Below are 13,258 nucleotides of genomic sequence, written 5' to 3' on the forward strand. Positions count from 1 at the left end.
GGTGGTACCGCGAGAAACAGCTCTCGTCCCTGTTTTAGGGATGAGGGCTTTTTTGTATTCTTTTTTAACCATACATATAAAGGAGGAAGTTTGATATGAACAAATTAACAGGCGCAGAAATCCGTCAGAAGTTTTTAGATTTCTTTCAGGAAAAAGGACACGGAGTAGAGCCGAGTGCATCACTCGTCCCTCATGAAGATCCGTCCTTATTATGGATCAATAGTGGAGTAGCGACATTAAAGAAATATTTTGATGGACGTGTGATTCCTCAAAATCCGAGAATCGTGAATGCACAGAAATCGATTCGTACGAACGACATCGAGAATGTAGGAAAAACAGCCCGTCATCATACGTTTTTCGAAATGCTCGGAAACTTCTCCATCGGGGATTATTTCAAAGTGGAAGCGATTGAATGGGCTTGGGAGTTCCTGACGGATGCAAAATGGGTCGGATTCGATCCGGAAAAGCTATCTGTCACGATCCACCCTGAGGATCACGAAGCATTTGACATCTGGAACCAAAAAGTGGGCGTACCTGCTGAACGCATCATCCGTATCGAAGGGAACTTCTGGGATATCGGCGAAGGTCCAAGTGGTCCGAATACAGAAATCTTCTATGATCGAGGACCAGAATATGGAGACAATCCGGAAGATCCCGAATTATATCCAGGCGGGGAAAATGATCGTTATCTTGAAGTGTGGAATCTGGTGTTCTCACAATTCAATCACAATCCTGACGGAACATATACACCTCTTCCTAAGAAGAACATTGATACTGGTATGGGCCTTGAGCGGATGGCATGTGTCGTTCAGGAAGTCCCAACCAACTTTGACACAGATTTATTTATGCCGATCATCGAGGAAACGGAAAAAATCTCAGGTCAATCCTATGGTAAGAATGATGATATTGACGTTGCATTCAAAGTGATCGCCGATCATATCAGAACGGTTTCCTTTGCAATCGGTGACGGGGCCCTTCCTTCGAATGAAGGCCGCGGGTATGTCTTAAGAAGACTTCTTCGCCGCGCTGTCCGCTTTGCGAAACAGATCGAAATCAATCGCCCATTCATGTATGAGCTGGTTCCGGTCGTTTCTGACATCATGGTTGACTTCTATCCGGAAGTGAAGCAAAAAGCAGAATTCATTCAAAAAGTGGTGAAAAATGAAGAGGACCGGTTTCATGAGACATTGAATGAAGGCCTGGCTATCCTTTCCTCCATCGTAAAGGTGCAAAAATCTTCCGGAAGTAACGTGATCCCTGGTGAAGATGTCTTCCGTCTTTATGACACGTATGGTTTCCCTGTTGAATTAACGGAAGAGTATGCCGAAGAAGAAGGATTGACGGTTGATCATGAAGGTTTCGAAAGAGAGATGGAAGGTCAGCGTGAAAGAGCGAGATCTGCCCGTCAGGATGTAGGAAGCATGCAGGTGCAAGGTGGAGTCCTGAGTGATATAACCGTTGAAAGCCGTTTTGTCGGATATGATACACTCGAAAGTACAGCTACAGTTCTTGAATTATTGGTGGACAATGAACGTCAGCCCCAAGTCGGTAAAGGTCAGGAATGCCAATTCATTCTAAACGAAACTCCTTTCTATGCAGAGAGCGGAGGACAGATCGGGGATAAGGGATATATCGAGGCAGAAGGCGTAAAAGTATCCGTTAAAACGGTCAAGAAAGCGCCAAATGGACAAAATCTTCACACAGCAGTTGTTGAAGAGGGGACATTGGTCCAGGGGGCCGAAGTCCTTGCGAAGGTTTCCCGTGAGTCCAGAACAAGAGTGGAGAAAAACCATACAGCGACCCACATTCTTCATCAGGCATTGAAAGATGTCCTTGGAGATCATGTGAATCAGGCAGGTTCCCTTGTTGAACCTGATCGTCTGAGATTTGATTTCTCCCATTTCGGATCTGTGTCTTCAGAAGAAATGGAACGGCTCGAAACCATCGTCAATGAGAAAGTTTGGAAGGCGATGTCGGTGAACACGGCCCTTAAATCTCTTTCCGAGGCTAAAGAGATGGATGCCATGGCGTTATTCGGTGAGAAATACGGTTCAGAAGTGCGTGTCGTATCGATTGGAGACTACAGCCTGGAGCTTTGCGGAGGCTGTCACGTATCCAATACATCCGAGATCGGCTTATTCAAGATCCTCTCTGAAAGCGGGATCGGTGCCGGTACTAGAAGAATCGAAGCCGTTACGGCAGAAAATGCATATAAAGCATTGAATGATCAGGTATCTCAACTGAAAGAGGTTGCAGCGAAACTGAAATCGAATCCGAAAGAAGTAGTCAATCGAGTTGACTCATTATTAGGTGAGATGAAAGAGCTTCAAAGGGAAAATGAATCATTATCTGCAAAGTTGTCTAACATAGAAGCAGGCAGCTTAACGGATCAAGTGAAGGTCATTGATGGTGTGAATGTCCTGTCTGCAAAAGTGGCATCAGGTGACAGCAATGGATTGCGCACGATGATGGATGATCTTAAGCAGAAGCTTTCATCCGGGGTGATCGTACTGGCAACAACTGGAGAAGATAAAGTGACCATCATTGCAGGAGTTACTAGTGATTTAGTCGAAAAAGGATATCATGCTGGTAAATTGGTCAAAGAAGTCGCATCACGCTGTGGTGGAGGCGGCGGCGGTCGTCCGGATATGGCCCAGGCCGGCGGTAAAAATCCAGAAAAAGTCGAAGAAGCCCTTCAATTTGTAGAAGAATGGGTCAAATCCATTTAACTCCGTGTGAAAGTGGTGTACAATGGAGGTAACGATTAACAATTCGGTTGTCAAAAAGACAAGCCTAAAGAGAGGTGCTAAAAATGAGTTCTTTTGACAAAACGATGCGGTTTGATTTTTCAGAGGAGCCGTTCGAACATGACGTGAAGGAAGTGCTCTTACAGGTTCACGATGCTCTGCAGGAAAAAGGGTACAACCCGATCAATCAAATCGTAGGATACTTATTATCTGGAGACCCGGCTTACATTCCCAGACATCAAGATGCCAGAAATATCATCCGCCGTTTAGAACGAGATGAAATCATCGAAGAATTAGTCAAATCGTATTTGAAACAACACAAAGAGGGATAATAGATGCGTGTAATGGGTTTAGACGTTGGCTCTAAAACAGTCGGAGTCGCAATCAGCGATGAGCTTGGCTGGACAGCTCAAGGAATTGAAACGATTAAGATCGACGAAAATCAAGGTGTGTTCCGGATGGATCGAATTAAGGAACTTGCCGATGAATACCAGGTGGATACCGTTGTGGTTGGAATGCCTAAAAACATGAATAACACGATTGGTCCACGTGGGGAAGCGTCTAAAGCTTATGGAGAATTGATTCATCAGGAGTTATCCCTTCCCATTAAATACTGGGATGAAAGACTGAGCACAATGGCTGCTGAACGAGTGCTTTTAGAAGCCGACGTAAGCAGAAAGAAACGTAAGAAAGTGATCGACAAAATGGCTGCGATGATGATCCTTCAAGGATACCTTGACAGCCAAAAATAATGAGGTGAATGTTCATGGAACACGGAGAAAAACAAATTACAGTAGTTGACGAACAAGGAAATGAGCAATTATGCGAGGTCCTTTTCACATTTGAATCAGATAAATTCAATAAATCTTATGTTCTTTATTATCCACTTGGAGCAGATGAGAACGATGAAGAAGAAATCGAGATTCATGCATCTGCATTCATGCCTGGGGACGAAGGTCAGGAAGGCGAATTAAAGCCGATTGAAACAGAAGAAGAGTGGGACATGATCGAAGAAATGTTAAACACTTTTCTTGATGAAGAAGAAGACGCTGAATAAGCAGTCGTCATAGGACTATATGAAACAGGGACCGCAAAAAGGGACAAAAAATTCACCCTTTTTGCAGGTCCCTGTTTCACTTTGTGCAAAATATTGTATAATAGTGGAGATGATGTCGAATTACGCATGACGGATAGCCCGCTTTTTTGCTCGAAAGGGGGAAATGAAAGCGTTGGAAGAAAAGAAAAAGATAAAAGAGACACTTATGAAGAAATTGCTTGAAAGGCAAGAGGAGGCAAAAGTCATTAGAAAAATAGTAGGACTTGTCATTCTTTGTCTTGTCATTATCATAGGGGGAACGGCCATTGGCGGCTACCTTTATGTGAATTCAGCCCTGAAACCGGTTGACCCTGATAATACCAAAACGGTGAAAGTGGACATACCTATTGGCTCCGGGGTATCGAGTATTGGAAAGATCCTGGAGGACAAAGGGATCGTCAAGAATTCAACAGTCTTTAAATATTACGTGAAATTCAATAACGAAGCAGGGTTCCAGGCAGGTTCTTATGATTTGACGCCTTCTATGACATTGAATGAAATCGTCAACAGCTTGAAGACTGGTAAGGTCATGAGAAAAGCAGAATTTAAGATTACCATCCCAGAGGGACTTCAATTAGATCAGATCGCAGAAATCATCGCTGATAAGTCCCCATATAAAAAAGATGAGATTGAAAAGAAATTAAACGATAAGAAATGGCTCGAGCAATTAAAAGAGGAATATCCGGAATTGATTACAGATGAAATCTTCAAGAAAGAAATTAAACGACCGCTGGAAGGATATCTTTATCCTGCCACGTACCCTTTCTATGAAAAGAAGCCATCCTTGGACACAATCCTAAAGAAGATGATCGCGCAAACGAATGAAGTGTTGGCTCAATACCAGGAAGCCATGGCAGCAAACGATTATACTCCTCATGAGCTTCTCACCCTTTCATCCCTTATCGAGGAAGAAGCGACGGAAAAAGCGGACAGAGGGAAAATATCAAGTGTGTTCTATAATCGTATGGAAGAAGGAATGCCGCTTCAGACAGATCCGACGGTCCTATATGCATTAGGGAAGCATAAAGATAAAACCGTATATAAAGATCTTGAAGTGGATTCGCCATATAACACGTACAAAGTGAAGGGGTTGCCGCCTGGTCCGATTGCAAATGCGGGCTTGTCTTCGATCGAAGCTGCCCTGCAGCCTGAGGATACAGAGTATTATTATTTCCTCGCTGCTTCCAACGGCTCGGTTTATTATTCTGAAACACTGGATGAGCATAACGAGAAAAAGGCAAAATATATTACCAACAAAGAAGAATAGCACTGTGAGAAGAGGAAAGAAACATTCGCTTTCCTCTTCTCTGTGTGGTAAAATAGTACAAGTTATTTTTATATCCGGGCGTTGTCTTGATGAACGTGTGAAGTAGAAAGCTCATTGTAGCTTTCTTCTTTTCATGTTAAGAAAGAAGCGTTACACGGACACCATTTATGAACATGATCGTGAGGCTTATATATGAACGAACAAGTGATTGGCTATATAGAATCAATCGTGAAAGGACGTCCAGCCTTGATTTCCGAGATGGAGCAATATGCAGAGGTTCATAATGTTCCCATCATGGAACTGGTCGGGATCGAAGCACTCCTCGGGATGTTACGGATCCAACAGCCGAAAGTGATCCTTGAAATCGGGACGGCCATCGGATATTCGGCCCTCCGAATGGCGGGGGCACTTCCAGAGGCGACGGTCGTCACCCTTGAGCGGGATGAAGAAAGATTTGAAGCAGCACAGGAGTTTCTCTCGCGTTCTGAAGATGGCAAGAGGGTCGTCACCCTGTTCGGTGATGCATTAGAGCTTGCCGAAGAAGTGAAAAAGCACGGACCGTACGATGCCATTTTCATAGATGCTGCAAAGGGTCAGTATCTGAAATTCTTTGAACTATACTCCGGTATGCTGTCAGAAAACGGCGTCGTATACTCGGATAATGTCTTATTCAAAGGACTGGTTGCAGAGGAACACGTCGAACAAAAAAGAATTCGGAACATGGTCAAGAAGCTGCAGAATTATAACGCATGGCTAATGAATCATGAAGAGTTCGATACGAGTATTTTACCAGTCGGGGACGGAATCGCCATCAGTAAAAAAAGAGGTGAACAACGATGAAAAAGCCGGAACTTCTTGTAACCCCTGCCTGTGTGTCCGATATTGAACCGTTGGCCTCTGCAGGTGCCGATGCCTTCATGATCGGTGAAGAGCGGTACGGTCTGAGGCTTGCCGGGGAGTTCTCCAGGGAAGATGTGGGGGAAGCTATCAAAGTCGCCCACAAACACAATAAGAAAGTATATGTGGCGATGAATGCCCTCTTTCATAATGATAAAATCGCCGAACTTGATGACTACATTGCATTTCTTAAAGATCGGGGGGCGGATGCCATTGTCTTCGGTGATCCCGCCGTACTGATGGCTGCACGTGAGGTGGCGCCGGAGATGAAACTTCACTGGAATACGGAAACAACGGCCACCAATTGGTATACCTGTAATTATTGGGGCAGAAAAGGTGCAAAACGTGCAGTACTTGCCCGCGAATTAAGCATGGATAGCATTGTAGAAATGAAAGAACATGCAGAGGTCGAAATCGAGGTCCAGGTGCATGGAATGACCTGCATGTTTCAATCCAAACGTTCATTGCTCGGGAATTATTTTGAATATCAAGGCAAAGTGATGGAAATCGAAAACCGGAAAGAACAGCGCAATATGTTTCTTCACGATGAGGAGCGTCATAATAAGTATCCTATCTTTGAAGATGGGAACGGCACGCACATCATGAGTCCGAATGATATGTGCATCATCGATGAGCTTGGTGAAATGATGGAAGCGGGTGTCGACTCTTTCAAGATCGATGGAGTGATGAAGTCTTCGGCTTATATCCTGGAAGTGACGAAACTGTATCGTATGGCCATAGATTTGTGTGCAGAAGACGAAGAGCGTTATGAGGAACAGAAAGACGAGTTTCTGGAAGAAGCGAAAGGCAAGCAGCCGGATAATCGTCCGTTGGATACAGGATTCTTCTTTAAAGAAACCGTGTATTAATAACGATAGATAGATTGATCAGAACGGAGGAGTTATGATGACCACGGTTGTGAAAAAAACGATCTCGAAGGTTGTGGACGGGAAGCGTGTCATTGTGAAGAAACCTGAATTACTGGCTCCTGCCGGTAATCTGGAAAAATTGAAGATTGCTGTCCATTATGGTGCTGATGCCGTCTATATCGGCGGGCAGGAATATGGACTGCGTTCAAATGCCGGTAATTTCACCTTTGAAGACATGAAAGAAGGCGTGGAGTTCGCTCGGAAATATGGTGCAAAGATCTATGTTACCACGAATATCTATGCCCATAATGAAAACATGGATGGTCTTGAAGATTATCTTCGAGGACTGGAGGAAGCCGGAGTAGCGGGGATTATTGTTGCAGATCCCCTTATCATTGAAACCTGCAGAAGGGTGGCGCCGAATGTAGAAGTGCACTTAAGTACACAGCAGTCCCTTTCAAACTGGAAAGCCGTTCAATTCTGGAAAGAAGAAGGACTGGACCGGGTGGTGCTTGCCCGTGAAGCAAGCGGCAAAGAAATCCAGGAAATGAAAGAGAAAGTGGATATAGAGATTGAGACCTTCATTCACGGAGCGATGTGCATTGCCTATTCCGGACGTTGTACATTAAGTAACCATATGACGGCGAGGGATTCAAATCGCGGGGGCTGCTGTCAGTCATGCCGCTGGGACTATGATTTATATGAATTGAATGAAGACGGGGAAAATCCCCTTTACGATAAAGCAGATGCCCCTTTCGCCATGAGTCCAAAAGACTTGAAGCTTGTCGAATCCATTCCGGGAATGATTGAATTGGGAATCGACAGTTTGAAAATTGAAGGTCGAATGAAGTCCATTCACTATGTGGCCACGGTGGTTAGTGTATACCGCAAAGTGATCGATGAATATTGTAAGGACCCGGATAACTTCAAGATTCAGAAAGAGTGGCTCGAGGAGCTTGAGAAGTGCGCGAATCGTGAAACTGCCCCGGCATTTTTTGAAGGGGTACCCGGATTCAAGGAGCAGATGTTCGGAGTTCATAACAAGAAGAATACAAATTATGAATTTGTAGGACTGGTATTGGATTACGATGAAGAAACCCAGATCGTCACCTTGCAGCAACGGAACCATTTTAAGGCCGGACAGGAAGTAGAGTTTTTTGGTCCTGAAATCTCCAATTTTACCCAGGTTATAGAAAAAATGTGGGATGAACGGGGAAATGAACTTGAAGTAGCCCGCCACCCGTTACAAATTGTAAAATTCAAAGTTCATCAGAGAGTATATCCTGATAACATGATGCGAAAGGAGAACACCTAATACTTATGAAGCAGAAACCCGTTGTGATTGGTGTAGCAGGAGGATCCGGCTCAGGTAAGACGAGTGTCACCAAAGCCATTTATGAAAAATTCCAAGGTCATTCGATTTTAATGCTGCAGCAGGATTATTATTATAAAGATCAATCGAATCTACCTTTTGAGGAACGTCTGAAAACCAATTATGATCACCCATTAGCCTTTGATAATGATTTGTTGATTCAACATTTGCACGGTCTTTTAGATCATCAGCCCGTCAATAAGCCGGTGTATGATTATAAAATGCACACTCGTTCGGATGATACGATTCTCGTTGAACCGAAAGATGTGATTATTTTAGAGGGGATTTTAGTATTAGAAGATGAAAGATTGCGTAACTTAATGGATATTAAGCTTTATGTAGATACAGATGCGGATCTTCGGATCATCAGAAGAATGCTTCGCGACATTAAAGAGCGCGGACGTTCCATTGATTCTGTCATCGATCAATACATTACCGTCGTTCGCCCGATGCACAATCAATTCATCGAACCGACGAAGCGATATGCCGATGTGATCATCCCTGAAGGCGGTCATAATCACGTGGCAATCGATTTGATGGTAACTAAAATTCAAACAATTCTTGAACAAAAGTCATTTTTGTAATACGATAGCATAGATAAAGACATATAGGCGAGATTTAACATTTCCCACAATGTAAAGAAGCAGGGAATGGAGAGAGAAGAAATTCCACCTCCATTCCCTCCCTTTACATACGTAGAACATTTACATATGGAGCATGGGGAAGCTCTTAGATAGAAAAGGAGTGAAGAGGGTCATGAGTACAGATAAAGTATTTCCGATGACAGCAGAAGGTAAAGAAAAGTTAGAAAAAGAACTGGAGAATTTGAAAACGGTTAAACGTAAAGAAGTCGTTGAGCGCATTAAGATCGCCCGCAGCTTCGGGGATTTATCCGAGAACTCTGAGTACGATGCAGCGAAAGATGAACAAGCATTCGTTGAAGGACGTATTTCCACTCTGGAAAACATGATTCGCAATGCGAAGATCATTCAAGAAAATGATATGAATTCAGATACAGTTCAATTAGGTAAAAAAGTGACATTCGTCGAATTGCCGGACGGGGACAAAGAAACATACACAATCGTCGGTAGTGCAGAAGCGGATCCATTTGAAGGAAAGATTTCAAATGATTCTCCAATTGCGAAAAGCCTTCTTGGACATAAAGTAGGCGCTGAAGTGAATGTTCAGACTCCAGGTGGGGAAATGAGCGTCAAGATTGTAGAAGTAAGCTGATCACCCGGGAAGGGGCTCGAATTTAGAGCCTCTTCTTTTTTATGATTAATTCGCCTAAAACTCGTCAACAATGGGGACGAGGTGACAAAATGAAGCGGAAACGAATCAGGTTGTTCAGTATCGTCCTATTACTTGCTCTCTCTGGGCTTTCAGGGAGATTGATGCAATTGCAATTATTTCAGACTGAATCCTATTCCAAACATAAAATCAATCTTCTTGAAGAAAGCGTCGCGCAACGGACGCAAGCATTGGTGATCGATGAAGGCAGGGGGGAGTTTCTCGATCGGAACGGTGAACCCCTTACGTTTACAGAAAAGAATGTTCTGGTCCTTTTCCCGTTTCTTAAACAACTGGATTGGCCGGTTGCAAAAGTGGCAGAGATCCTTCATGTTTCACAGCAAACGATCCGAACGAAAGTGGAGCAAGCGAAAGGGCCGATCGTTTTCGGAGGGAAAGATCCCTTAAGACTTTCAGAAGAACAGATGAAGGAAATTAATTCCCTTGAAATACAGGGAGTGTTTGCCCTTACGAAAAAGTTTAAAAGCGACGAGGTGCCTGCATCCCAGCTGATCGGGGTGACGGGGGAAAATACAGACGTATTCCACGAGCGCTACCCTGACAAAGTAAAGGGCGCCAATCAGAAAATCGGGGTGTCAGGACTTCAGGAGAGCTTTGATGAATGGCTGGTCGCAGAAGAGGAAGCGAAATTGATTTATCATGTCGATGCCAGAGGAGGTCCATTATTCGGGGTGGATGTAAAGTATCTGGCACCAGCCAACCCATTTTACCCCCTGAATGTGAAGACGACCATCGATGCAAGGATGCAGCAGGCACTGGAAGAAGTCGCTGATACGTATAACATTCAAAAAGGGGGGCTTCTGCTACTTGATATCGAAAAAAGTGAAATACTCGCCAGTGTTTCAAGACCAGCCATGAAGAGCCGTGACCCATTCAGTGGAGGAGCGACGAATAACATGTTGAAAGCGCTGATCCCGGGTTCTGTGTTTAAAACCGTCGTCGCAGCTGCAGCGATGGATGAGGGGATGGTGGATGAACGGAGGCTTTTCCCTTGTGATGAAGACATCTATGGGGAAACCGCAGAAAAACCTCACGGGGACATTAATATAAAGACAAGCATAGCTGTCAGCTGTAACCGTACATTTGCGGATCTTGCTAAAGAGCTGACAGAGAAGGATGACCACCTACTCGATGAGTATGCCGAGAAAATCGGACTGATCGGTGACATTGCATGGAAAGGCAATGTCTTTCATTACGAGAGCTTTCCCCAGCTTCAGGTGAGTGAAGGAAGGATCTTCGCCTCCGATGGGGACAGGGCGGAACCTAAACTAGTCGCCCAAACAGGCATCGGGCAACAGGAAGTCCGCGTCACCCCACTCGGCATTGCCAATATGATGGCCACGATTGCCAGGGGGGGAGAGAAATTTCAGGTGAGTGCCGTCTCTTCCGTGCAGTATCAAAATGGGACCAACATGTTTTCCTTTCCTAAACAGAAGGTAGAGGGGGAGACGATCACCCCTTTCACGGCCATGAAGCTTCAGCAGTATCTTAGAGGTGTGGTGAACTCACCGGAAGGTACCGCACCCTATTTGCAAAACGCCGCCTACACCATCGCCGGAAAGACTGGAACGGCACAGACAGGGAATTACCGGGGAGAAAGGATGAAGGCAAACGAATTATATAATAAATGGTTCGCAGGCTATTTTCCCTTCGAAGATCCCAAATATGCCCTGGTAGCCGTCAACATGGACGTGACCATAGGCGAAGGAGGAATTTATCCGATCTTCAAAGACAGCGTCGATGCTGTCTACCGGATTGATCATGAGTAGAAGGGAGGTTCCGTGAGTTCTGTGACCTTTTTCCCTTTATAGCTGAATCATCCCGTTATGGATAATGTTTCGCTTTATTCTTTTCCTCTTATCATGTTAAAATGTTTAGGATAATAGGGAGGGAACAAAATGGCGAAATACCAATCTCGATTAGACAAACGATCTAAAAAGAATACAAATAAACTGTTAAACATAATGATTGCAATCGTACTTCTATTAATTGTCGTGGTAGGAGGCACCCTCGTTTTTGGAGGGGGCGGCGACGAAAAGGCAACAACAGATGCTCCGAAAAATTCAGAAACCAAGGATGCGGACAAGAGCAACAAGGAGAAAGAAAAAGACAATACCGTTTCCATGGATGAGAAAGACGATTCGAAGGATAAAGCGGACGATAAACAAAAAGACAAAGATAAGAAAAAAGAGGATGAACAAAAGAAAGACGAGTCCTCTGATGAGGATCAAGATTCTGTCGAATTAGATGGGGAAGACCAAAGTAAGATGAAAGTCGAGGAAGGTACAGAACCGAATGTGGTGAAAACCATGGTGCATCCCGACTGGAAGCCGATCGGCACCGAGCAGACAGGTGAACACGTATCCGTCTATGAAGAAGGATCTGTCGACTGGCAGGAGAAAATCGAGGCAACTTCTTATGCTACAGGCATCCCTGAAGGCAACATGACCGTCTGGTGGATGGAAGGGAATGGCGGTCCTCAGAAGTCCATGGCGACCGTGACGGCTAAGGATACAAAGACACCTTACAGAGTGTACCTCCAATGGGTCGACGGCAAAGGATGGCAGCCGACGAAAGTACAGGAATTAAAGGAAAATGATAAAGACTGATTTAAATGAAAAGGCTCTTCCAATCATATGGAAGGGCCTTTTTGCATGAATTACTTCTTCACCTTAAAATGAACCATGGCACTGTACAATCTTCTGCCGTTCTCATCGATGGAAACGGAATGATCCACGTGATGGACGCTCAGCATGATGGCTTTATTATGCTGGATCTGTTCGTCTACCTTTTTCTCCAAAGTCCTGAGATTGTCAGCTTCAAAAAATTCCACTTTATCTTCTATTAAATCGAATGAAATATTCATGGTGAACCTCCTTATTACGCATGATCTGGATAGGCTTTCTCCCTCTATTTTAGAGTCCCCCCACCCTTTTGACAATGAATAATTGTTGAATTCATCAGGAGAATATGATAATTTAATAACAGTTTTAAAATTAATTCATAGTATGTTTATAGGAATTATAAACTTAATGTGGCTGAGGTGCTGAACGATGGGGAGAGAATTTTTGGATTTGTTCCAGGACTGGGCAGATTCTTATGATGATACGGTGACAGGGAAAGATGAGGAATATCAAGCGGTATTCGAACACTATGATTCGATTCTTGACGAAGTGGTTTCCCGTTCAAAGGGGAAGGTGGTCGAGTTTGGACCCGGTACAGGAAATTTAACAAAGAAGCTATTAGATGCAGGGCTCGAGGTCATTCCTTTTGAACCGTCTCCTGAAATGAGGGCGATTGGAATGCAGAAGCTTGGCGATTTGGTCACATTCCGTGACGGTGATTTTCTGGATTTTTCCTTAGAAGGAAACGCTGATTCCATTGTAAGCTCTTATGCATTCCATCATTTAACCGATGAAGAAAAGGGAAAAGCTTTCGGCATTTATGGAAAGCTCCTAGTACAAGGTGGTAAAATAGTATTTGCCGATACGATGTTTGAAACGGATCAGCATTATCAAGCCGCCATATCCCAAGCAATAAAAAAAGAGTATATCAATCTGGCTGAAGATTTAAAACGGGAATATTACACGACTCTTGAAGTGTTAAAAGAGCTTTTACGTGATAATGGGTTTTCCGTACAGTTTCAGCAAGTGAATACATTTGTGTGGATCATGGAGGCGACTAAACAGTAGAAAGAGG

General features: G+C 44.1%; 14 protein-coding genes and 1 other annotated feature (1 of these 15 only partly in view). Of the genes, 13 read left to right on the forward strand and 1 reads right to left on the reverse strand.

The annotated features are described in order from the left end of the window. Positions 1 to 34, forward strand: a binding site (T-box leader); it begins 184 nt to the left of the window's first position. Positions 35 to 95: 61 nt separating this feature from the next. The 12 genes from alaS to ACSQ2E_RS08025 all read left to right on the forward strand — a co-directional run bounded on the left by alaS (position 96) and on the right by ACSQ2E_RS08025 (position 12,168). Next, positions 96 to 2,729, forward strand: coding sequence for an alanine--tRNA ligase (alaS, locus tag ACSQ2E_RS07970; RefSeq protein WP_435990054.1), 2,634 nt, complete (start codon positions 96 to 98; stop codon positions 2,727 to 2,729). Positions 2,730 to 2,812: 83 nt separating this feature from the next. Then, positions 2,813 to 3,079, forward strand: a complete 267-nt coding sequence (locus ACSQ2E_RS07975) for an IreB family regulatory phosphoprotein (protein ID WP_034757362.1) — start codon at positions 2,813 to 2,815, stop codon at positions 3,077 to 3,079. A gap of 3 nt (positions 3,080 to 3,082) precedes the next feature. Further along, positions 3,083 to 3,499 carry a Holliday junction resolvase RuvX gene (gene ruvX / locus ACSQ2E_RS07980; protein ID WP_435990055.1) on the forward strand — a complete coding sequence of 139 codons (417 nt, stop codon included), beginning with the start codon at positions 3,083 to 3,085 and terminating at the stop codon, positions 3,497 to 3,499. A 14-nt stretch (positions 3,500 to 3,513) separates the two neighbouring features. Further along, positions 3,514 to 3,804, forward strand: a complete 291-nt coding sequence (locus ACSQ2E_RS07985; protein WP_034757367.1) for a DUF1292 domain-containing protein — start codon at positions 3,514 to 3,516, stop codon at positions 3,802 to 3,804. Between the two features lie 163 nt (positions 3,805 to 3,967). Then, on the forward strand, positions 3,968 to 5,110 hold the full coding sequence (mltG, locus tag ACSQ2E_RS07990; protein WP_435990056.1) for an endolytic transglycosylase MltG: 1,143 nt from the start codon (positions 3,968 to 3,970) through the stop codon (positions 5,108 to 5,110). A gap of 192 nt (positions 5,111 to 5,302) precedes the next feature. Beyond that, positions 5,303 to 5,950, forward strand: coding sequence for an O-methyltransferase (locus tag ACSQ2E_RS07995; protein WP_435990057.1), 648 nt, complete (start codon positions 5,303 to 5,305; stop codon positions 5,948 to 5,950). Beyond that, positions 5,947 to 6,876, forward strand: coding sequence for a peptidase U32 family protein (locus tag ACSQ2E_RS08000; protein ID WP_435990058.1), 930 nt, complete (start codon positions 5,947 to 5,949; stop codon positions 6,874 to 6,876). The genes ACSQ2E_RS07995 and ACSQ2E_RS08000 overlap by 4 nt, the downstream gene beginning before the upstream one ends. 37 nt (positions 6,877 to 6,913) lie before the next feature. Then, entirely contained in the window at positions 6,914 to 8,191 is a 1,278-nt protein-coding gene (locus ACSQ2E_RS08005) for a peptidase U32 family protein (protein WP_435994447.1), read from the forward strand. Between the two features lie 5 nt (positions 8,192 to 8,196). Next, positions 8,197 to 8,832 carry a uridine kinase gene (gene udk / locus ACSQ2E_RS08010; protein WP_435990059.1) on the forward strand — a complete coding sequence of 212 codons (636 nt, stop codon included), beginning with the start codon at positions 8,197 to 8,199 and terminating at the stop codon, positions 8,830 to 8,832. Between the two features lie 172 nt (positions 8,833 to 9,004). Then, a complete protein-coding gene (gene greA / locus ACSQ2E_RS08015) occupies positions 9,005 to 9,481 on the forward strand; it encodes a transcription elongation factor GreA (protein WP_060670735.1) in 477 nt (158 codons plus the stop codon). Positions 9,482 to 9,570: 89 nt separating this feature from the next. Then, entirely contained in the window at positions 9,571 to 11,328 is a 1,758-nt protein-coding gene (locus tag ACSQ2E_RS08020) for a peptidoglycan D,D-transpeptidase FtsI family protein (RefSeq protein ID WP_435990060.1), read from the forward strand. 129 nt (positions 11,329 to 11,457) lie between these two features. Next, on the forward strand, positions 11,458 to 12,168 hold the full coding sequence (locus tag ACSQ2E_RS08025) for a YrrS family protein (protein WP_435990061.1): 711 nt from the start codon (positions 11,458 to 11,460) through the stop codon (positions 12,166 to 12,168). 50 nt (positions 12,169 to 12,218) lie between these two features. Here the strand turns inward: ACSQ2E_RS08025 and ACSQ2E_RS08030 are convergent, their stop codons facing one another. Continuing rightward, positions 12,219 to 12,425 (reverse strand): DUF2536 family protein, encoded by a 207-nt coding sequence (locus ACSQ2E_RS08030; protein WP_060670729.1) that lies wholly within the window; start codon positions 12,423 to 12,425, stop codon positions 12,219 to 12,221. A gap of 187 nt (positions 12,426 to 12,612) precedes the next feature. Between ACSQ2E_RS08030 and ACSQ2E_RS08035 the strand changes: the two genes are divergently transcribed. Then, positions 12,613 to 13,251 carry a class I SAM-dependent methyltransferase gene (locus ACSQ2E_RS08035; RefSeq protein ID WP_435990062.1) on the forward strand — a complete coding sequence of 213 codons (639 nt, stop codon included), beginning with the start codon at positions 12,613 to 12,615 and terminating at the stop codon, positions 13,249 to 13,251. Positions 13,252 to 13,258: the final 7 nt, after the last annotated feature.

It is taken from the genome of Rossellomorea sp. LjRoot5 (assembly GCF_964253455.1).
Taxonomy (GTDB): Bacteria; Bacillota; Bacilli; order Bacillales; family Bacillaceae_B; genus Rossellomorea.